Genomic DNA, 19,568 nt, shown 5'->3' with positions numbered 1-19,568 from the left:
TGAACCGTCCGACACCGTGGGCGAATTGTTCGACGCCTGCACACGCATCGGACCTCAACGTTACCTAAGCTTCCCTATTAGGCTACAGTAGGGAGCGATGAAGGAAGAAATGTATTCAGTTGAGCAGGTCGCCGATCGGCTCGGGCTGCACGTGCGAACGGTGCGCGGCTACATCCGCTCCGGCCGGCTGCGGGCGGTGCGGATCGGCAAGCAGTATCGGATCGCCGCCAGCGATCTCGACGCGCTCACCGGCCAGGCCCCGGCCGCCGCCACCGTCGGTGGGCAGGCGGAGGTGTCGAGCATCGTGCAGATCGACGGCGTCGACCGGGCCGCCGCCGACCGACTCGGCACGCTCGTGCTCGCCAGCGCCAACACCAGCCACGACCAGGCCAACCCACTGCGGGTGCAGACGGTGCACGACGAGGAGCGCAACCGCATGAAGATCGTCATCCTGGGTGATCCCGCCTCCACGGCCGAGCTGCTGCACCTGCTCGACGCCGTCCTCAACGCCGACAACGGCCTGCTCGACCGGGAGGTCCACGATGCCTGACGAGATCCAGGAACGCGCCGGGGTGCAGGTGCTGGTCTGCGACCCGGCCGGCCCGACGGTTGCCACCGAGCAGGACGCGTTGGACCTGGTCGGCGCGGCGTTCCTCGGCGCCCAGGTGGTCGCCGTGCCGGCCAACCGGCTCGACGAACGCTTCTTCTCGCTGGGCACCCGCTTCGCGGGCGACGTGATGCAGAAGTTCGTCAACTACCGGCTGCGGCTGGCCGTCGTCGGTGACATCTCGGCGCAGCTCGCGGAGAGTTCGGCCCTGCGCGCCCTGGTGTACGAGTCGAACCAGGGCGGCCACATCTGGTTCGTGCCAGACCTCGACGCCCTCGACGCCCGCCTCCGCGCCGCGCAATAGCCACCTCACCGCTCGCGCACAACCGCCATCTCCACCGCATCCGGCTCCACACACCTGGCCTGAGCCTGCTCGGCTGCCCAGCGCAGATAGGCCAGCCACTCCTCGGATGACCACCCGTTGCGCCGACCGACGCCGGCCTCGGCAGGGAGTTGGCTGGCCACGACACGGTCGAGAATCAGGGGCTGCGGGCCGCCCAGGCCTCTCCGATAGCCGACGAAGTAGAGGACCTTCGTGAACAGGCCCGGCCCCAACCACGGCAGGCGAGCGTGGTCGGGGTCGCGGAAGCGCTGGTACGACCTGCGCAGCGCCTCCTCCCCGGGTGCTGACGTGGTCACCTCTTCCAACGCGGACGCCAGGCGCTTGCCGTCCGGATCGGCGTCAAGTGACCTGGTGGCGCGCCACGGGCCGTACCCGATAGGGCCGTAACCCCAGACCAGCACGGCCGTCAGCAGTTGTCGCGGGCTCACGGAACCGGCCCGGTACGCGTCGGCCACCGCGAAGACGTCGCGCCGCCAGATCTCGCCGCTCGGCGGGAGGGTGTCGGGCCAGGCATCCGGCGGCACCTCCGCCCGCCAGCGGCTGATGTTCACGGTGACCGGGGCCCGCTCACCCGGTAACACCACAACGTCGGTCATGGTCGCCTCCCCTCGAAACTCACGCTCCGTCCGGACGCTACGGCCGGGGCGGTCCCGCCAGCCGTCCGCTGACGCCATATCGCGGTATCGACCGCTCACCTGTCCCGGCGTGTCCGTGGCGTTGCTCGGTCGGCGAGTCGTCCGCATCAGCCCACGCAAATACAGGCAGGCTGTTCGGCATGGGGCCAGAAATCGTCATCGCGGTGGTGTCCGCGGCTGTGGCGCTGATCAGCGTGGCGGTGACCTACCGGACCGCTCTCGTCACCCACCGCCTGCAGGTCGAGGCGCGCAACCGCGAAAAGGTGGAAGTCGCGGAGGACCTGTTCCGTCGTTACCGGGTGCCACTGCTGGCGTCCGCTGACTCGCTGCAAGATCGGCTGCACAATGTGCTCAGCCGAAACTACCTACGCACGTACCTGCACTCCGGCGACAGCGAGAGCCAGCACTACGTCCGCCACAACACCGTGTATGTCCTCGCCGAGCACCTGGCCTGGCTGGAGGTGCTCCGCCGGGAACAGCGCTTCCTCGACCTTGATTCGGTGAAGAGCACCAAGGAGCTGTTCACCGCGATCCAGCGGATTCATCATCCCCTGGCTACCGACGGACTGCCCGGCCCGTTCCACGTGTTCAGGGGGCACCAGCGCGCCATCGGCGAGGTCATGCTGCACCGGGTCGAGTCGTCCGAGGGCCCGGTGACGGACGTGCTGGGATACGCGGCCTTCTGCCACCGCCTCGAAACCGACCCGGGGTTCGCATCCTGGTTCACCCGCCTCCTCGCGGAGGTGGACGACGTGGAAGCGCAAGGCCGACGAGGGAATGAGCGGTTGGTGCTCCTGCAGAACGCTCTCGTCGAACTCATCGAGCTGCTCGATCCCGAGGGCGGATGGCTCCCGCTGGAGCAGCGCGAGCGGCTACCAAGGACGGAACTGATTCTGCCCACCTCGCGAACGCCGAACGGCTGACGGTCCCCGATCGGCAGGGACGGGTGCACGGTCACAGGTGTGGCCGCCCAGCACAAGGCGGGACGGCCACACCCGATCAGCGTTACGCCGTGGCGCAGATGGCGTAGGCCGTGTCGGACCAGTTGCCGGCGAACGCGTCCTCCTCGTAGGCACCCGTGTCGACGGTGGTCGGGGCGGTCGCGGGGCCGCCGTTGGGGCGGAAGTCGTCCACGATGCCCTCACCGGTGACACCGTTCAGCTCGTAGCCGGCGCCGGTCATCACCTTCCCGACCGGGCAGCCTGCGAGGACGCTGCGGAAGTCGAGGGAGTTGCTGGCGCCCACGGTGGACGCCCGCACCAGGCCGGGCAGCGGGTTGGCGCAGATCGCGTACGCGGTCGCGGACCAGCTCAGGGCGGTGGCATCCGACTCGTAGGCACCGACGGTGACGGCGGTCGGCGCCGCGGCCACGCCGCCGTTGGGGCGGAAGTCGTCGACGACGCCCTCACCGGTGACGCCGTTGAGCTCGTAGCCCGTGCCGGTCAGGACCTTGCCGGCCGGGCAGGTCGCCGTGGCGGAGTGGAAGTCGGCCGAGTCGCTGACGCTGACCGCGGAGACCCGCACCAGGCCGGGCAGTGGGTTGGCGCAGATCGCGTACGCCGTCACCGACCAGTTGCCCGCGAACGCCTCCGTCTCGTAGGCACCCACCGTGACGGCCGTCGGCGGGGCGGCCGGGCCACCGTTGGGGCGCAGGTCATCGACGATGCCCTCACCGGTGACGCCGTTCAGCTCGTAGCCCGTGCCGGTGAGCACCTTGCCGACCGGGCACGTGGCGGTGGCGCTGTGGAAGTCGGCCGAGTTGCTGACGCTGGTCGCGGCGATCCGCACCAGGCCGGGGACCGCGGCGGACGCCGGGCTCGCCGGGGCGATCACCGCCCCCACCGCGACGAAACCGAGCACGAGTACGGACGCTCGGGCGCCGAACCGCCAGGCTTGTTTCTTGGTACGCATGGTGTTTCTCCCGTCTCAGGCCTGGCCGGCGGCTGAATTCGCGCCGATTCCAAGGGCCGTTCGTGATGACGGGTTCACGGTAGGTAGTCGCCTGACCAGGCATTATCTCCAAACCGACTACGTCGCGTAACGGACTGGGCCCATCGTCGGCGCCACTGGACTGACGGACGATGCATGGACATCGATGTCTGCGACTACCCTTCGCTCATGCGCGCTCGCCGTGTCTCCGCAGCCATCGCCCTCGCCGCGCTGGCGAGCCTGCTCGCCGTCAACGCCGCCCAGGCCGACGGCCCGGCGATCAGCACCCCGGGCACACCCACGGTGGTGGCCAACGAACCACATCAGCTCACGCTCAGCTGGACGCCCTCCACCTGGGTCGAGCCCGGAGCGGAGCAGCCGATCAACTACGAGGTGCAGGTGCCGCTTGGGCCGAACACGTACCGCTTCCTCGGCTCCACGACCGACACCACGATCACGCTGACCGACCTCGCACCCGGCACGGCGTACCGGATCGCCGTTGCCGCCCGCGCGCTCGGCGGCTACTCCGACACCTCGCCCACCACCACCGTGCGCACCGCGGCCGGCCGCGCGACGGTCAGCTACCTCAACCTGGACTGGTCCCCAACGAACAACCAGATCCAGCACCTCCTGAAGGTGACCAACACCGGCACCGGGCCGTTGGACCTGAGCACGGTGCGGGTGCGCTACCACCTGCGCTTCGAGGGCGCCAACACCTCGCTGGTGCCGAACTGCGACTGGGCCGCACTGGGTTGTGACCGGATCCGGCAGAGCGTGCAGTTCTTCATCCCGCCGGGCGCGCCCTCCGCGCTGACGACGCCAGCACCGCCGGGTTACCCGATCCCGGGAACGCCGGTCCCCGGCTGGGTCGAGCTGACCTTCACCCACGGCACGCTCACGCCGGGCCAGTCGACCGGGCCGATCCAGCTACGGCACCACCGGCACAGCTGGAGCGACATCGACGAACGCGACGACCCGAGCTGGCTCACCGCCACCGGCCAGTGGACCGAGAACGGGCGGATCACGCTGGACGTCGACGGGGTACGCGAGTTCGGCGACACGAACACCTGAGCGCCGCCTGCCTGGCCAGGCAGAGCGGATGAGATTCTCGACGCAGAGGGCTGAACCACGGGTACTCGAGACGGTCACACCCGCGAGCGCGCATGAGGGAGTTGGTCGATCAAGACTGCGTACGGGCACTGGCCTGGTTCGCCTTGCGCGCCTCGATCTCTTCCATTGTCGTGACCTGATACCGCCGTCGCCCGGATCGCGGCTCTTTCGCCGCGAAGAGCGCCTCGAACGGAGCCGCATGCTCCGCGCAGCGGTCGGTCTCCGCGGTCCGCCCCTCCGACACGACCCCGTATGTCTTGGCCTCACGCCGCCTGTCCTGGCACACGTCACACACAGTCAAGCTGACCTTCACAAAGGCTCCTGTTCACGTCGCCGACCCTGCGTTGCAGCCTACTGACGGTGGTTGACGCGATGATCATCCGGATGTTCACTCTTGGGAGGACTGTCGCAGGAGCTAGCGCGCCAGCCGTGAGGAAGGTCGAACTGATCCGATGCCCGCTACCAAGATCCAAAATGAGCAAGAGGTCATGCGGTGGTTCGAGGAGGGGCGGACCTACCAGTGGATGGTTGAGGAGTACCGCCGCAAGTACGGGGTCGAAACCGTACCGTCGCTGTGGGGGAACTTCCGCCGCCGCCGAGGACTCCAGCGGCGGACCATCCGCAACGACGACCTGATTCCGTGGCTCCTCAAGGACGAGCACCGTTGGCTCTTCCCCATCCAGATGCTTCGAGCCGAGGCACGCCGTCGCTCCGGCACACAGCTACGCGATGAGGAGAGGGACAAGCTGGACGCGTGGCTCAGGCGCCTCGCGCGAGAGAACGCCGTTTTGCACTACGACCCGGACACCGAGGAGGGCTGGTTCTACGTCCCGCGGCGGGAGGGCATCGACACGGACGTCATCCGCGTGCCCGAGCGGAAGACGACCACACGCCCAGCGGCAAGCTGAGACCGAACACCCGGCGCGACGCGCGATCTCCTCGATGCCGCTCGCCCCCGCGGCGATTGAGCTAAGGGCTCGCGCGGAATGGTTGGTGATCATGGGCGGCGGGTGGGGCGGGTGTCCCACCGGTAGAGGTCCACGCTCGCCTGATCAGGCTACGGACGGTGATGATCGTGTCGGCGAGGTCGAAGTAGGCGTCGATGACTGTCTCGGTTCGTTCGTAGCAGCGTTATAGCCGGTTGAACGCGTTGTGCCAGGCGTTGGTGCCTTCGACTGTCATCGTTGGCTTGCCTGGATGGGTGCCATGTCGCCCTTGTGGGCGATCTTGCCGGTCAACGATCGGCTACCCACGGTGCAGATCCATCCGATTCCCGAGCTGGGCGTGTGCATCTGCAAGGATTACCGCATGACCAGTGAGGAAGGTGGCCCCTGTAGCGAGTGTGGGCACGCACGCACCGCAGGTCGACCCCGGGCCGGACGGGCGCTTGGCGCACCCGCTGCGACTTCAATGCCTTCGACCTGAGCGCCGGCAGCGGGACTGGCCGGCTAGCGTGGATCACAGTGGTTACGGCCCGATTGAGTGTTGGACTGCTGACAGCACTGCATTGCCGTCGACGTGGCGTTGAGCTTGGCCGGGTCAGACTTGGCTGCCGGGGGTGACGAGGCCGGTTTCGTAGCCGAAGACTACGGCTTGGACGCGGTCGCGGAGGCCAAGTTTCTGCAGGATTCGGCTCACGTGCGTCTTGGTGGTCTGCTCGGCGATGAACAGCGAGGCGGCGATCTCGGCGTTCGACATGCCGAGTGCCATCAGGCGCAGCACTTCTCGCTCACGGTCGGTGATCCCGTTGAGCGCTGTGGCGCCGGCCGGCTGCCGTGGCCTGGCCTCGACGAAGTTCTCGATGAGTCGGCGGGTGATGCTGGGTGCCAGTAACGCCTCGCCGCCGGCGACTACGCGAACGGCCCGCAGCAGGTCATCGGGCTCGCTGTCCTTGAGCAGGAAGCCGCTGGCGCCGGCTCGCAGGGCGGCATAGATGTAGTCGTCCAGGTCGAACGTTGTCAGCATGAGCACCCGCGGCGTGTGCCCTTCGGTGCGTTCCGGCCCGAGCAGGGCAGTCGTTGCGGCCAGTCCGTCCAGCACCGGCATTCGGACGTCCATCAGGACGACATCAGGGCGAAGGCTGCGGCACCGTTCGATGCCGAGCCGGCCGTCCTCCGCCTCGCCGACGACCGTGATGTCGTCCTGCGACTCAAGGATCGCGCGGATGCCCACCCGGATCATCGACTGGTCGTCCACGATCAGCGTGCGGATCACTCGTGGCCTCCGGCCGGCAGCCGCGCCGCGATCCGGTAGCCACCTTCGTCGCGGGGGCCGATCTCCAAGGATCCTCCTACCAGCCGGACCCGCTCGCGCATCCCCGACAGTCCGTGACTGGCCCGGCCGGGCGCCTCCATAGGCTCGGCTGGCTGCGCCGCCGCGTCGTTCACGACGGACAGAACAAGATCAGCACCTTCAAGGCCAAGGTGTATCGCCGTGCGCGCGCCGGGTGCATGCCGAATGACATTGCTCAGCGACTCCTGGATGATCCGGTAGGCGGTCAGGGCAACACTCTCCGGGAGCACGGTCGCCCGTACGGCGTCGGTCACGTGCACCTCGACGGGCACACCCGCGCGCCCCGCCGACTCAACCAGTTCCGCCAGCCGGCCCAGGTCAGGCACCGGTGTCAGCTCGGCGTCCGCGCTCTCGTCGCGCAGCACCGCCAGCACGTGCCGCATCTCACGCATCGCCGACCGCGCGCCGGCGGCGATCCGCACGAACTCATCCTTCGTGTCTGGGTCCAGGGTCTTGATTCGGTACGACGCCGAGGTGGCCTGCATGTGGATCACGGACATGCTGTGCGCAACGACGTCGTGTAATTCGCGCGCGATGCGGGTGCGCTCCTCGGCGATCGCCCGCTGGCTGTGCTCGACCTCGACATCGTGCCGCGCGTCGGCGAGTTCCCGGCGGATCTCCCTCCAGCGGCGGGACATCAGCACGACACCGAGCACGATCGCGGACAACGACGGGTAGAGGATCATCATCGTCAGCCCGTCCGTGAGGGACCGGCCACGCGGATCGAACAGCACCACCAGTGTGAGCAGCAGCGTGCTCGCCCACCATGTCGTGAGCGCCGCCCGCCGGGTTTTATGGGCGGCGATCAGGCCGATGTGCGCGATCAAGGTGAACATGCCCGGCACCGTCAGCGGCCAGGTCGACTGCGAGTCGGGCGGAATGGCCACCGCGAACACAGCGACGGCCAGGAACTGAAGCTCGGTCGCCGCCCTCGGCCGGACCACGATCAGGATCAGAGCGGTGCTCTGCCCGATGCCCGCCACGAAGGCGACCAGCGGCGGCACGTCGAACTTCACGGCGCCCAGCGCCACGTTGAGGGGAAGCGCTGCAAGCGCGAGCAGGCCCGTGACCAGCCACCACAGCAGCCACGATAGCCCCGGCCGGCGGTGCCTGTGGTTCACACCCGCGGGCACCGGCGGGCCCTGCCGCTGGTCTGAACCCGAGCGCACCGTCACGCGGCGACCGTACCTAAATCAGCCATGCGCGGCATCCAACTGCAGAGGTATACGACCCCGTACCCGGGGGTGACCCGCAACGGCACCGCAGACCGACGCCCTAGCCGGTGCCCCGCACCCACGCTTCAACGCATGGACTTGATGACACTGGTCGGCCCGGTGATGACGTCGCCGCTGCTCTACCCGCTGCTGGCGGGCTTGAGCAGCCTGGACGGCGTGGTCCCGATGATCCCGTCCGAGGCGGCGGTCCTGGCGGCCGGCGTCTTCGCTCACACTGGCACGCCGAGCCTGTCGCTGGTCGTAGCGGCCACCGCCCTGGGCGTCTTCATCGGCGACCACCTCGCGTATGGCCTCAGCCGCAGCGTCTTCGGCCCCCGGCTGATCAACCGCTCACAGCACGTCAGCCAGACGGTCGCTGCGGCGGGCCAGCAACTCAATTCCCGTGCCGGCCTGCTGATCGTGACCTCCCGATTCCTGCCGGGCGGCCGCGTGACGATGAACGCCGCCTGCGGCACGGCCCGGTTACCGCTGTCGCGGTTCAGCCCAGCCTCGGCAATCGCGGCGCTGGCCTGGGCCGCATACACCGCAGGGCTGGGCTTCCTGGGCGGCGAAGCGTTCGTCGAGAACCCCCTGCTCGGCCTCGCCGTCGGCCTCGGCCTGTCGCTCGCGTTCGGGGGCGCCATCAAACTGACCCGCCGGCGGACCACCCGCCGCATGGCCCGACCGAGAGTTCGGCCGCTCCCATACGCCGCATGAAGAAGATGCGCAGCGAGCGGTCAACCCCGACCGCGGTCGAAGGGAGAACCAGGGCATTCCGAATACATCCGTCGTACTACCTCAGCAAACTCATCATTGACGAACTGCACACAGGGAGACTGAATGAAGCAAGTGCTTCAGGCACTGGTGACCGCGACAACAGCCTTGGCGGTGCTGGCGGCACCAACCGCGGCCACTGCCGCGCCAAAGGAAGCGGACCGCGTCGAATTGCAAAGACGATTGGACCAGGTCGTAGCCGCTGGCGCGGTAGGCGCGCTGGTGGAGGTGCGCGACGAGCATGGCGTGTGGCGAGGCACCAGCGGTGTCGCCGAACTGAACACGACTCGGGCAGTCCCGGTCCACAGCCGGTTCCGGGCGGGCAGCATCACGAAAACATTTACCGCTACCGTCGTCCTGCAGCTCGTTGCCGAGGGTCGGCTGCAACTCGACGACCCGGTCGAGGCGTGGCTACCCGGAGCCGTCCCAGACGGTCACCGCATCACCGTGCGCCACCTTCTCAACCACACCAGCGGACTGTACGACTACCTGCGCACACTGCCAATGCCACCTAGCCCGGAGTTCCTGAACAACCGGTGGCGGACCTGGACCCCAGACGAACTCGTTGCGCGGGCGGTGGCCAACCCCCCGACCTCCGAGCCGCCGGGTTCGACCTTCGCGTACTCAAACACCGGCTATCTGCTGCTCGGCCAAATCGTCGAACAGGTGACCGGCCGGTCGTACGGCGAAGAAATCGAGCGCCGTATCATCCGGCCGCTGCGGATGCACAGCACCTCACTGCCAGGGACCTCGCCCCGAATTCCCGGACCGCACCCGCGCGGCTACGTACCGATAACGCAGGACGGCGACCTCCTCGACTACACGCAGATGAATCCAACCGTCATGGGCGCCGGCGGCGAGATCATCTCCACCACGACGGACCTCAACCGGTTCTTCGCCGCACTGCTCAACGAGCACCTGCTGCCGCGTCACCTGCTCGACGAAATGACGACACCAGCTGTCCAGGGCAGGACCTACGGGCTCGGTCTAGCCTGGCGGGTCACCACCTGCGGGACCCGGATATACGGACACGACGGCGATGCCCTGACCTACCAGTCCTGGGCGTTCTCCACCCAGGACACACACCACCAGGTCACGGTCGCGCTCACCCCCGACTTCCGCAGCGACCTCGACGACGCCGTCAACACGCTCCTGGACAAGGCCTTCTGCGGCTGACCGGTCGACACCTCATAGCGGCGAAACCCCCGAGACAAAACCGCTGTCATCCCTGCCGGATATGTCACCCGCCGTCACCTGGCTTCATGATCGGCAGGAGTGGCCTAGCTAGTCGGGCGTCGCCAACCAGAAGTCAACGAAAGCGCTGACCGCGGCTGCGATCCTTGCCTACGGATGGCGGGCCCTGGACGAAGATCGGTAGGCATCGCCACTGGTCGACAACACCCAGAGCCCGCCATCCGCCTTGCGGCAAGGCAGTGTCGGCAGCCCAGCGAGGCGGGCGGCTGTGTGACAGCAACCGCGCCGGACGGGAGCGTCCAGCGGCAGCCGCGTAGGGATGGCCGCCAAGGGTCGCAATCGTCGCAATCGCGGGCCGAAACCGACGGGATGACCTGCACAGAGCTTGTAAGGGCTCGCGTGGGATGGGTGGTTAGGGGCGACGGGTGGGTCGGTTGTCCCACCGGTAGAGGGTCCATGTACGGCGTATGAGGCTGCGGACGGTGATGATCGCGTCGGCGAGGTCGAAGAACGCGTCGATGACCTTCTTGGTTCGTTCGTAGCAGCGTTGGAGCCGGTTGAACGCGTTGTGCCAGCTGTTGGTTCGTTCGACGTGCCACCGTTGGCTGGCTTGGATGGGTGCCTTGTCGCCCTTGTGGGCGATCTTGCCGGTCAGGCCGCGTTCGGCCAGCAGCGTGGGGGTGCCCGCGGAGTCGTATCCGGCGTCGAGGTGCACGGTGATGGTCTCGGGCAGTGGGCCCAGGTCGTCGAGCCGGTCGAGGGTGGGTGCCAGCAGCGGTGAGTCGTGGCGGTTCGCGCCGGCCAGGACCCGGCCGAGGGGTATGCCGTAGCCGTCGACCATCGTGGAGCGTTTCATTCCCTGTTTGCCCCGGTCGACCGGGGACCGTCCGGCGACCTCACCGCCGCCGGGGGCCTTGGTGATGCAGCCGTCCACCGCGATGTCGTCCAGAACCAGGCCGACGAGCCGGTCGTAGGCGTCCACCGGGATCTGTTTGAGTTGGGCGAAGACCCCGAGGCGGATCCACTCGTCACGACGGCCGCGGATCGTGGTGGCCGAGCAGGTGGCATCGGCGATCGCCTCATACGAGCAGCCGAACCGCAGTACCTGGACCAGCTTGTCGAACACGATCCGGTCATCGACCCGCCTGCGGTGACAGCCCAACGGATGCGCCGGTTGGTAGGTAGGCCGCTCGGGTAGCAGCGCGGCGAACTGGACCCACAACGGCTCGATCAGCCATGCTGGGATGGCAGGCACAGAACTTCCCTTGATCACGGAGCGTAAGCACCTTCATGATCACCAGTTCTGTGCCTGCATCCGTTCAGGCACGCCGATCAACCCCACCATTCCGCGCGACCTCTAAGCGTCGGTTGGGTGGCGCGGCTTTGGCACCTGCCGGTTGAAGCGCGGCTTCAGGGCTAGGACCAGGGCTTCCTTCGTACCCTCCGGATTGTCGGTCTCCTGCCAGCGGACCTCACACCGGCCCAGCCAGCCGGCGATGTCGGCGGCCGACGTCGTGTTGCCCGGCGTGTCGAGAAGCTGGCCAACCTGGTCGTGCAGCACCGACGACTCGCGGTTGCCGGTCAGGTGTTGTTGGAGGCGTTGCCGCAGACCCCGCCTGGTTCGGCCGACATAGATGACCACGCCGCCGTCGAGGACGACGTGCACTCCGGCTGCGCGGGGAGCGTCGGCGACTGTCTCCGTGGTGTATGGCTGGGGAGCAGTGAAGCCGGTCAGCAAGTCCTCGTGCGCGGTGTCGGGCATCCCCGGACGCTACCGGCGTGGGCCCTCATCCGTGGCCCCGCAATCCGTATTCGGGATGTCATCGAACGTGCGGCCAGTCCTCATGCCGAATCCTGGCCGCTCAGGTCTGCCAGGTATGCATGGAGCTCTTCATACGGTGGCTCTCGGCTTGGGTCGACTGCGGTAGGCGATCCATCAGCGGGTGAAGCCTTCGGGCAGGTGGATGCGTGCGGCGGGGATGCCGAGGGAGCGCAACCGCGGCCGGGCGGCGGCGAGCATTTCGGGTGGGCCGCAGAGGTAGATGTCCTGGCCGGGCTGGTGGTGTTGGAGCGCGATGGTCAGGGCATTGCCCTGCTCGGCCGGTTCGGCGCAGGGGTCGTCGGACAACGCCGGCACGATGGTCAGCCGTTCATGGGCACATTGCAGCTTGTCGAGGGCGATCGCATCGTAGAGGTCGGTGAAGGCGCGCGCACCGACGATCAGCGTCACCCGCCGACCGTCCGGTGCGGCGGCGACCTGCTCGACGAGGGCGCGCAGTGGCGCCAGGCCGGTACCGCCGGCGACGAGCAGCAGATTGCCGGTGCGCGCCGGATCGAGGCTCAGGCCCGTGTTGCCGGGTGGGCCGAGCCAGAGCAGCTCACCGGGGCGTACCTCATGGACCAGGCGGTGGGAGACGGTCCCGGCGGGTACGGCGCGGACGTGCAGCTCGACGGTGCCGTCGGGGCGTGGGGCGTTGGCCGGTGAGAGCCAGCGCCAGTGCCCCGGCAGGCGCGGTGTGCAGACCGGAACCGCCTGGCCTGGCTGGAAGGGCAGTCGCCGCCAGGGACGTACCGTCAGGATGGCGATGTCGGGCGACGGCCGTTCGTAGCCGATCACCTGGACGTGCCACCAGGCCGGGCCGTCGCCGACCTGGGCGACGGCGCGACGGACGGCGCGCGTGGCGCGGCACAGGAGGCGCTCCCCGGCCGTCGCCCACAGTGGATGCGGTGCATGGCGGGCCACCGTGGCGAGCAGCGCGTCGCCGATGGTGGTGGAGTATGGGAGCAGGTCGAAGTGACGGTACGCGCGGCCGAGCACCAGGAGCAGCGCCGCCTGGCTCGCCGGGTCATCCTCGCCGACCATGAGTTGGCCCAGCGCAGTGAAGAACAGCGGCGCGTCGCGATGCGGGAGCAGCCCAGGTCGACGATCTTCGAGCGTGCACCAGAAGTCGCCTGCGGCCCGCACGTCGACCGACGCCCAGGCGGTGGCCAGGTTCACGCGAGCCGGACGGTCGTCGTCGATCAGGGTGGACATGCCGGCTCCAAGGCGTTGACGGATCGATTGGCACCGGGGCGGGCGGGACGGAGCTGCGCCGTTGAGGGCCGGCGCAGCCCCGGGGCCGAGCGCCCGCCCCGGGCCATGCGACGACTGTCGCCACTGACCAGGTGAAACGGCATGTCATGGTGATCATCGGTGGCATACGTGATCGGTATGCGCTCGACTCGGCATCGGTCGCGTCGGGCAGACTGCGGGCATGACGGAACGCCCGGTGCTGTATCTGGTCGTCTGCGCCGCCGGTCCGGCGGAACACATCGACGAACTGGTCGAACTGCTGCTCGCCGACGGGTGGCAGGTGTGCCTGATCGTCAGCCCGACCGCCGCGCCATGGCTCGACCGGGCGGCGTTGCAAAACAAGACCGGCTATCTCGTACGCGTCGAATGGCGCATGCCCGGCGACCCGGAACCGCATCCGCCTGCTGATGTGGTGGTGGCCGCGCCGGTCACGTTCAACACGGTGACGAAATGGGCGTTGGGCATCAACGACACGTTGGCGCTCGGCGTTCTCAACGAGTCGCTGGGCGCGGGCCTACCGATCTTTGCCTTCCCGCACACCAAGACAGAGCTGGCCGCGCATCCGGCGTACGCGGGTCACCTGGCGGTTCTGCGGGCGGCCGGCGTTGTCGTCGCTGAAGGGAACCCGCTCAACCTTATGCATGGGCCGGATCGTTGGGGCGTGGTCATCGAGGCGCTGCGCTCGGCTCGCCGCTCTTGAGGGAGATCGTGGCCGCCGTTGTCGAGCTGCTCGATTGGCGTGGGTGAACCCGCCAGCAGCACCGATCAGCGTGTGAGCGTCGTCGATATACGCGCCACGTATACCGCACTGCCAAGAAGCCGGTTCAATAGATAGGCTCAATGAGGCGAGACGGACGGAGCCACCTGCGCATGCGAGGTTCCCGGTGACACACGCGCACTGCCCCCGGTGCGGCGGACGGCTGGCCCGGGACAACGACAGCGGACGGTGTACGCCGTGCCAGGCCGCCGAGCGGGACCGGTTGAGCCGTCCCCCGGTCGTGCCTGCGAGCTTTTGGGATCACGAGCCGGTGCGGCGGGCCCTCGCCGAGCGGCATCTGGGGCGGGTGATCCGGGCCTACCGATGCCATCCCTACCACGGGAGGGTCGCGTTGCCGCAGACCGTGGTGGCGGGGTGGCTGGGGATCACGCAAGCGCAACTCAGTCGGGTGGAGAACGGCCCGCCGCTGGTGCATCTGGATCGGTTGGCGCACTGGGCAGGGCTACTCGGGATACCAGCAGCGTGCCTCTGGTTCGCCCTCCCAGGTCGACCCCGACGCGCGGGCGAGGCGATCGACGTCAACCGCGCCGCGGCCGACCAGCTCGACGGTGGCCCGGATGAGGGTAGGCGAACGCTTTTGGCTGGTATCGCCGCTGTCGCTACGGGTGCGGGCCTGCTCGGTGGCAGCGGGATTGTCCAACCTCGGCGTATCGGCACAACGGATGTCGCCCGACTAAACGCAGTCCTGGAGCTGTACCGGTCGGTGGACCGCGAAAGCGGGGGTGGTCTGCTCTATCGGGAGGTGGCCCGGTTCGCCGAGTCGGTGTACCGGATGCTTGATTGGTCGCACCCAGTTGGGCTCACTCCGCCCCTGATTGAAGCGGTGGCGACAGCTCGGCAACTGGCTGGCTGGACCGCGCTCGATGCGGGTAGGCATGCCGACGCGCAACGGCACTTCGTCGCCGGGGAGCGAGCGGTGCTGACTGCTGGAAACGTCCTGCTGGTCGCGATGATGCGATACGCACAGGCCAAGCAGCTTCAACACCTACGGCACAACCGGGATGCCCTAGCGACAATGCAACTCACTCATGCACAACTCGGGTCGCACGCCACGCCAGCGTTAAAGGCCCTGCTCTGGGGCGCGGAGGCAGCTTCAATCGCGGCACTCGGCGACTACCAGACTGCCGTGAAAACACTCGGCAAGGCGAGCGACCAGTTCCAGCGCATCGACAAAGACCGTGAGCCTGCCTGGATGGACTTCTACGACCGCGGTGAGCTCTTCGCTCAGTACGGTCGCGTGTACCGGGACATGGCACGGCGGGAAAGCAAGCACGCGTCCGAGGCAGTGCGCTGGGGCAAGGAATCCATCGCTGCGTTCGGCCCGGCGAACGTGCGCAGCACCGTGCTTAACGAGGTCGGGCTGTGCAGCGCGCTGTTTCTCGCCGATGAGCCCGAGCAGGCGCTCGCCGTAGGTGCCCGCGTGCTTGAGAAGTCGCAGGCGATGAGTTCCAAGCGTGTGATCGACCGTATCGTCAATCTGCGTCGTGATGTCGCTCGACATCGGAAGCTTCCCGAGGTGGTCGCGTTCGAGCGCACCCTCGCCGCTCGGGCTGCGATGGCCGCATGAGTAGCCCTGTGTCTAGCGGCGGAGGCGAGGACGGCCTGCAGAGCTCGGTGGCGGGCGGGGTCGTAGGCGACGCCGTCTTGCCAGCAGCGCCAGATCACGTGCAGCCAGGCGCGGGCGAGGATTCGGGTCGCGTGGGGGTGGTCGTGGCCGCGGGCCCGGGCCCGCCGGTAGAGGTCGGCGGCCCAGGGGTTGGCGTGGTGGGAGTCGCCGGCGAAGTCGATGACCGCTCCACGGAGTTGTTTGTCGACGGCCCAGCGAAAGCCGACGACTTTCACCTTCCCGGACTGCCTCGTCGAGGGCGCAGCCCCGGCCAGGCAGGTGAGTGCCTCCGGCGTCGGGAAGCGGCCGCGGGCGTCACCGATCTCAGCCAGAAGCCGGGCCGCTCGCACGATCCCTGCCCGGGGCAGGGACGTGAACACTGCCGCATCGGGATGCTGCAGCAACTGGATCTCAATCTGCTCCTCCAGCGCGCTGATCTGCTCCCGCAGGGCAGTAAGCCCAGCCACCAACGCAGCGGTGACGTGCGCCCGGGCGGTGGCTTCAGCACCGGTGGTCCCGCGGGTAGCGGCGAGCAGATGGGCGTGCAGCAGTCCGGCTCGTGCCGGGTTGGGGTAGGAGACGCTGCGCAGCCAGTTCTGCAGTCTGCGTGGCGACAGCCAGTCGACCTGTTCCTGAGTCGCGAACCGGGTGAGAAAACTCAGGGTGATGGCGGAGTCGATGTCGCGGAACAGCCCGATCACGCCCGGCAGAACGTGTTCGAGGTGGGCGCGGAGTTGGATGGCCATCGCGACACGGGCGGCGATGAGGTCCTTGCGGGCGCGGACGGTCATCCGCAACGTGAGTGTCGCGGGAGAGTCGACGGTGAGGGGAGGCAGGCGATGGTGGTCGGTGCGGACGGTGTCAGCCAGGACGTAGGCATCGAAGCGGTCGTCCTTGTTGCCGGCTGCGCCGTAGCGGCGGCGCAGGTGCTTGATCTGATTCGGGGCGATCACGAAGACCGTGAGTCCCGCCTCGAGGAGGGCCTCGACGATAGGCCCGTCGGGGCGTTCGATGCCGACCTCGACCACACCGGTCTGCTGCAGGCATCGCAGCAGCTTCCGCAGCCCCGCAGCGGTGTGCTCGACGATCATCCGTTGAACCTCGACACCGTCGGGGTTAACGATCGCGACGGCGTGCTCGGCGCTGGCCCAGTCGACGCCCGCAGTTGGTCGACGCATCGAGGGATGGTGTTCGACACTCATGGTGTCCTCCTTGCTGTTGCAGCAGCAGGTGGGCACCTGGTGGTCTCAGGACACGGAAGCCGGTCGCTCACTGATCGGCGCTCGACGGCGCGCAGCCCTGTCGCCAGTCATACGTGTCCTGGGACCACCGGGCCCCGCGGAACTCATGCCGGACCTCTCACGGTCGAGCGGACGAGGCGGTGGCCCGGTGGGGGCCAGGTGCGCCGACGACCCGAGATCGCCGGCACCAGACACGGTGCCCGACGAGACCGCCGACAGGAAGAGTCTGCGCAGTGAGCGGGCGGTTCACCGAGGAGACGATGACGGCGGCCTTGCGGGACATCGCCGCCGTCATCGACGTCTCCCCCGAGGGCGCGCAGTTGCTGCAGTTGACCAACAACGCCGTCTTCGCACTGCCTCGTCCCGGAATCGTCATCCGGATCGCGCGCACCCATCAGCTTCTGGGCCGGGTAACCAAGGTCGTTCAGCTCGGGCGCTGGTTCGCAGAAGTCGACGCACCAACGATCCGGCTGGCACCCAATGTCGAGCAGCCGGTCCAAGTCCGCGACCTGGCCGCGTCCGTGTGGACCTACGTCCCACCACATCCATCTGCTCCAACGGTGGAAGACCTCGGTTTGGTGCTGCGCGATTTCCACGACCTCGACATGCCCCCGTTCGGACTTCCGACCTGGGATCCGATCGGCGACGCACGACGACGCCTGATCGACGCCGACGGCCTCGATGCAGATGATCGCGATTTCCTCGTGAGATGGTGCGACCGTCTGGAGCCGCAGGTCATCGCGTTGAACCAGCGGGCGCAGGCGCGGCTCGTCCACGGGGACGCCCATGTCGGCAATCTGCTACGGGATTGGTCGGGCCGGACGGTCATGTGTGACTTTGACGCCATGTGCGTCGGACCCTGGCAGATTGACTTAGCAGCGATAGCCGTGGGCGCAACCCGATTCGGAAACAGGGAGGCGCAGAGCGCGATGGCTAGCGCCTATGGCTACGAAGTCACCTCAGACCCGGCGTGGCCCCTCTTACGAGAGACTCGCGAGCTGAAAATGATTGCCGCCGCCGCGCCGTTCCTCGCAGCTTCGACGAACGCTGCCACTGAGTTCGCCGTCCGTCTCCGTTCCGTGCGTGAATATGACCAAGCTGCACGGTGGAGCCCGTTCGCCGCGCTGCCAAGACCTCGTGGGACGCCCGAAAACCTGCCGCTGCCCAGGCTCAAGGCGCCTTAATGCCTAGGAACCTCTCGACGAGGCGGTCGATGTCACCCTGACCCGGCCAGTCATCAAGGTCAACCTGGGCGCCAATCAGGGTCAACCGTTCGAATGATGGATACCTAATGTTCTTAAGATCGGCGACATTCACCTGGGTATGGCCGCTAAACCTACGAAAATATGATTCGAGAATGCTCGAATTAATCCAAACTGAGAGCCCAGCGGCTAAGCTGCCCTGCAGGCCAGCACCACTACTGTGAAAGACATTGAGATGATTCTCGAAGCCCACAACGGCCCCCGGAATATCCCCAGACTGAAACACCGATGCCATAAGGCGGCGTCGCGCCTCCTTCGGCGAGAACCTTTTGACTAGCACATAGCACTCAGCCGGCATAAGCAACTTGGCCGTGGTAGGGCCAGAAACAATTTGTTGCGGCTTCCTTGTTCCCTGCATGGGCCAGACAACTCGACCGCCCTGTAGATTGCCAGGATAAATAAGGGCCTCAGCGTCTCCGTCAAATTCAAAGCGGAGTGCATCCCGCACCCTGAAATCGACTACCCGGCCCGTGGAAACCGACACCCCCAGGTCGGAGAGCCTGCAAGGCAGACCATCGATAACAGTAGCCGCGCGATCACTCAGCCCGCTCACGGGGACATGAACGAAAAGTTCAGGATCACCTTGCCGTATAACTTCAGAGTAATAGACAATCCGCTCCCGAACCGGCCCGTCTACACCTCCCGAAACAGATATTGAAACCTTCTCCGGCCGGCTCCCCTTAATTGCCGAAAGGATGACATTCTCCTGAAGGACAGCAAGGTCTGCAAACAACGACTGCCTGTCGTCAAAAACACTGATACGCTCCAAGCCCATCGACCGCGTAAATTTCCTGCGAAAGTCGCGATAATGTGTGCCGTTGGCAAAGCTTCTAGGAGTAATAGAGAGAAGCTGCCCCCCGTCTGCGAGCATCGAAGAGCCAAGCATCATGAATGCCGCATAAAGGTTAGGGACATCAATATCGAACCGCCGTAGTTGCTCACGGACAGGGGAGAGCGCCGAAATTCTTCGATAAGGGGGATTTTGGATAACTAAGTCGTAAGAACGATCCTCTGAGGCGAGTTCTTCCTCCTGCTGCGCCTGACAGCAGGCCCAGTCAACAAAATCGGCCTCCACCAGAGTGAACGTGATGTCCACTCCAAACCGCCGAGCTACATCTACGCAGTCTTCTACTGTCCCTCGCAGGGGCGCATGCAGATACGGAGCAATCTCTACTGCAGTGAGCGCAACAGATACGTCGACCTTTTCCTGCAAAACGCGACCAACTATTGCCGCTATCAGAGAACCGCTACCAGCACCCGGATCTAGGATCCGAAATTTGCCCTGGTCGGGAATTTTCGCCTGCGCAGCCATATGCTCTGCCACAATACGAGGCGTGAAGAATTGGGCTAACTCCCGTTGCTGATCGTCGTCCACGTCAGCCATCGTCTTCCGCCGCCGGTACTCTGCCCTGGTCTTGAGCGCATCGATCGCCGAGTCAAGATCATCGTCGCGGGGGAGCACGGAGACAGGATACCTTGACCTACTCCGCCACGGTACACCCCACACCCG

The 19,568-nt window shown here is 67.0% G+C and carries 18 protein-coding genes and 2 pseudogenes; 10 read left to right on the top strand and 10 right to left on the bottom strand.

The annotated features are described in order from the left end of the window. Positions 1-97 precede the first annotated feature (97 nt). Positions 98-550, top strand: coding sequence for a helix-turn-helix domain-containing protein (locus JOD64_RS19565; protein WP_239559589.1), 453 nt, complete (start codon positions 98-100; stop codon positions 548-550). Continuing rightward, on the top strand, positions 543-911 hold the full coding sequence (locus JOD64_RS19560) for a DUF4180 domain-containing protein (protein ID WP_204943538.1): 369 nt from the start codon (positions 543-545) through the stop codon (positions 909-911). The genes JOD64_RS19565 and JOD64_RS19560 overlap by 8 nt, the downstream gene beginning before the upstream one ends. Positions 912-916: 5 nt before the next feature. Here the strand turns inward: JOD64_RS19560 and JOD64_RS19555 are convergent, their stop codons facing one another. After that, the gene (locus JOD64_RS19555) at positions 917-1,546 is read right to left on the bottom strand and encodes an 8-oxoguanine DNA glycosylase OGG fold protein (protein ID WP_204943537.1); all 630 of its coding nucleotides are present in this window, start codon (positions 1,544-1,546) and stop codon (positions 917-919) included. Positions 1,547-1,725: 179 nt separating this feature from the next. Between JOD64_RS19555 and JOD64_RS19550 the strand changes: the two genes are divergently transcribed. Further along, complete coding sequence (locus tag JOD64_RS19550; RefSeq protein ID WP_204943536.1) at positions 1,726-2,508, top strand: hypothetical protein; 783 nt, start codon at positions 1,726-1,728, stop codon at positions 2,506-2,508. 82 nt (positions 2,509-2,590) lie between these two features. Here the strand turns inward: JOD64_RS19550 and JOD64_RS19545 are convergent, their stop codons facing one another. Continuing rightward, positions 2,591-3,496, bottom strand: a complete 906-nt coding sequence (locus tag JOD64_RS19545) for a hypothetical protein (RefSeq protein WP_204943535.1) — start codon at positions 3,494-3,496, stop codon at positions 2,591-2,593. A gap of 207 nt (positions 3,497-3,703) precedes the next feature. Between JOD64_RS19545 and JOD64_RS19540 the strand changes: the two genes are divergently transcribed. Then, positions 3,704-4,585, top strand: coding sequence for a cellulose binding domain-containing protein (locus tag JOD64_RS19540; RefSeq protein ID WP_239559588.1), 882 nt, complete (start codon positions 3,704-3,706; stop codon positions 4,583-4,585). Between the two features lie 527 nt (positions 4,586-5,112). Further along, the gene (locus JOD64_RS19535; protein ID WP_239559587.1) at positions 5,113-5,532 is read left to right on the top strand and encodes a hypothetical protein; all 420 of its coding nucleotides are present in this window, start codon (positions 5,113-5,115) and stop codon (positions 5,530-5,532) included. An 89-nt stretch (positions 5,533-5,621) separates the two neighbouring features. On the opposite strand, the pseudogene JOD64_RS33120 reads toward JOD64_RS19535, so the two are convergent. The 3 genes and pseudogenes from JOD64_RS33120 to JOD64_RS33815 all read right to left on the bottom strand — a co-directional run. After that, a pseudogene (locus JOD64_RS33120) lies at positions 5,622-5,880 on the bottom strand (IS5/IS1182 family transposase); the annotation flags it as partial. A gap of 283 nt (positions 5,881-6,163) precedes the next feature. Then, a complete protein-coding gene (locus JOD64_RS19530) occupies positions 6,164-6,838 on the bottom strand; it encodes a response regulator (protein ID WP_204943532.1) in 675 nt (224 codons plus the stop codon). Then, positions 6,835-8,091 (bottom strand): sensor histidine kinase, encoded by a 1,257-nt coding sequence (locus JOD64_RS33815; protein ID WP_204943531.1) that lies wholly within the window; start codon positions 8,089-8,091, stop codon positions 6,835-6,837. Before JOD64_RS33815 ends, JOD64_RS19530 begins: the two co-directional genes overlap by 4 nt. Before the next feature lie 132 nt (positions 8,092-8,223). Between JOD64_RS33815 and JOD64_RS19520 the strand changes: the two genes are divergently transcribed. Then, positions 8,224-8,847: a DedA family protein gene (locus tag JOD64_RS19520; protein ID WP_204943530.1), complete on the top strand. Its 624-nt coding sequence runs from the start codon at positions 8,224-8,226 to the stop codon at positions 8,845-8,847. Positions 8,848-8,970: 123 nt separating this feature from the next. Then, on the top strand, positions 8,971-10,080 hold the full coding sequence (locus tag JOD64_RS19515) for a serine hydrolase domain-containing protein (protein WP_239559585.1): 1,110 nt from the start codon (positions 8,971-8,973) through the stop codon (positions 10,078-10,080). Positions 10,081-10,510: 430 nt separating this feature from the next. On the opposite strand, the gene JOD64_RS19510 is transcribed toward JOD64_RS19515, so the two are convergent. From JOD64_RS19510 to JOD64_RS19500, 3 genes are all read right to left on the bottom strand, one after another. Beyond that, positions 10,511-11,353, bottom strand: a complete 843-nt coding sequence (locus tag JOD64_RS19510) for an IS5 family transposase (RefSeq protein ID WP_204943529.1) — start codon at positions 11,351-11,353, stop codon at positions 10,511-10,513. Between the two features lie 102 nt (positions 11,354-11,455). Further along, complete coding sequence (locus JOD64_RS19505; RefSeq protein WP_204943528.1) at positions 11,456-11,860, bottom strand: GIY-YIG nuclease family protein; 405 nt, start codon at positions 11,858-11,860, stop codon at positions 11,456-11,458. Between the two features lie 174 nt (positions 11,861-12,034). Continuing rightward, positions 12,035-13,132 carry an FAD-binding oxidoreductase gene (locus tag JOD64_RS19500; RefSeq protein WP_239559584.1) on the bottom strand — a complete coding sequence of 366 codons (1,098 nt, stop codon included), beginning with the start codon at positions 13,130-13,132 and terminating at the stop codon, positions 12,035-12,037. A 220-nt stretch (positions 13,133-13,352) separates the two neighbouring features. On the opposite strand from JOD64_RS19500, the gene JOD64_RS19495 reads away from it, so the two are divergent. Both JOD64_RS19495 and JOD64_RS34085 read left to right on the top strand, forming a co-directional pair. After that, positions 13,353-13,871 (top strand): flavoprotein, encoded by a 519-nt coding sequence (locus JOD64_RS19495; protein ID WP_204943527.1) that lies wholly within the window; start codon positions 13,353-13,355, stop codon positions 13,869-13,871. A gap of 184 nt (positions 13,872-14,055) precedes the next feature. Continuing rightward, positions 14,056-15,516 carry a helix-turn-helix domain-containing protein gene (locus tag JOD64_RS34085; RefSeq protein ID WP_504740334.1) on the top strand — a complete coding sequence of 487 codons (1,461 nt, stop codon included), beginning with the start codon at positions 14,056-14,058 and terminating at the stop codon, positions 15,514-15,516. Between the two features lie 80 nt (positions 15,517-15,596). Here JOD64_RS34085 and JOD64_RS19490 read toward each other — a convergent pair. After that, positions 15,597-16,733, bottom strand: a pseudogene (locus JOD64_RS19490) (IS110 family RNA-guided transposase); the annotation flags it as partial. Positions 16,734-17,056: 323 nt separating this feature from the next. On the opposite strand from JOD64_RS19490, the gene JOD64_RS19485 reads away from it, so the two are divergent. Continuing rightward, complete coding sequence (locus tag JOD64_RS19485; RefSeq protein WP_204946146.1) at positions 17,057-17,980, top strand: phosphotransferase enzyme family protein; 924 nt, start codon at positions 17,057-17,059, stop codon at positions 17,978-17,980. On the opposite strand, the gene JOD64_RS19480 is transcribed toward JOD64_RS19485, so the two are convergent. Then, positions 17,967-19,433, bottom strand: coding sequence for an Eco57I restriction-modification methylase domain-containing protein (locus tag JOD64_RS19480; protein WP_204943526.1), 1,467 nt, complete (start codon positions 19,431-19,433; stop codon positions 17,967-17,969). The genes JOD64_RS19485 and JOD64_RS19480 overlap by 14 nt on opposite strands. Between the last annotated feature and the right edge of the window lie 135 nt (positions 19,434-19,568).

Origin of the sequence: Micromonospora luteifusca (assembly GCF_016907275.1) — a bacterium.
Lineage (GTDB): Bacteria > Actinomycetota > Actinomycetes > Mycobacteriales > Micromonosporaceae > Micromonospora > Micromonospora luteifusca.
Note: the sequence above shows the minus strand (reverse complement) of the source record. Positions and strands in the feature narration are given on the sequence as shown.

Bases quoted from the DNA above. Each gene is read 5' to 3' on its own strand.
- JOD64_RS19545 (WP_204943535.1), bottom strand. From the start codon at position 3,496: ATGCGTACCAAGAAACAAGCCTGGCGGTTCGGCGCCCGAGCGTCCGTA.
- JOD64_RS19535 (WP_239559587.1), top strand. From the start codon at position 5,113: ATGCGGTGGTTCGAGGAGGGGCGGACCTACCAGTGGATGGTTGAGGAG.
- JOD64_RS19505 (WP_204943528.1), bottom strand. From the start codon at position 11,860: ATGCCCGACACCGCGCACGAGGACTTGCTGACCGGCTTCACTGCTCCC.
- JOD64_RS19540 (WP_239559588.1), top strand. From the start codon at position 3,704: ATGCGCGCTCGCCGTGTCTCCGCAGCCATCGCCCTCGCCGCGCTGGCG.
- JOD64_RS19495 (WP_204943527.1), top strand. From the start codon at position 13,353: ATGACGGAACGCCCGGTGCTGTATCTGGTCGTCTGCGCCGCCGGTCCG.
- JOD64_RS19565 (WP_239559589.1), top strand. From the start codon at position 98: ATGAAGGAAGAAATGTATTCAGTTGAGCAGGTCGCCGATCGGCTCGGG.
- JOD64_RS19555 (WP_204943537.1), bottom strand. From the start codon at position 1,546: ATGACCGACGTTGTGGTGTTACCGGGTGAGCGGGCCCCGGTCACCGTG.
- JOD64_RS19485 (WP_204946146.1), top strand. From the start codon at position 17,057: ATGACGGCGGCCTTGCGGGACATCGCCGCCGTCATCGACGTCTCCCCC.
- JOD64_RS19560 (WP_204943538.1), top strand. From the start codon at position 543: ATGCCTGACGAGATCCAGGAACGCGCCGGGGTGCAGGTGCTGGTCTGC.
- JOD64_RS19520 (WP_204943530.1), top strand. From the start codon at position 8,224: ATGGACTTGATGACACTGGTCGGCCCGGTGATGACGTCGCCGCTGCTC.
- JOD64_RS19500 (WP_239559584.1), bottom strand. From the start codon at position 13,132: ATGTCCACCCTGATCGACGACGACCGTCCGGCTCGCGTGAACCTGGCC.
- JOD64_RS19515 (WP_239559585.1), top strand. From the start codon at position 8,971: ATGAAGCAAGTGCTTCAGGCACTGGTGACCGCGACAACAGCCTTGGCG.
- JOD64_RS19550 (WP_204943536.1), top strand. From the start codon at position 1,726: ATGGGGCCAGAAATCGTCATCGCGGTGGTGTCCGCGGCTGTGGCGCTG.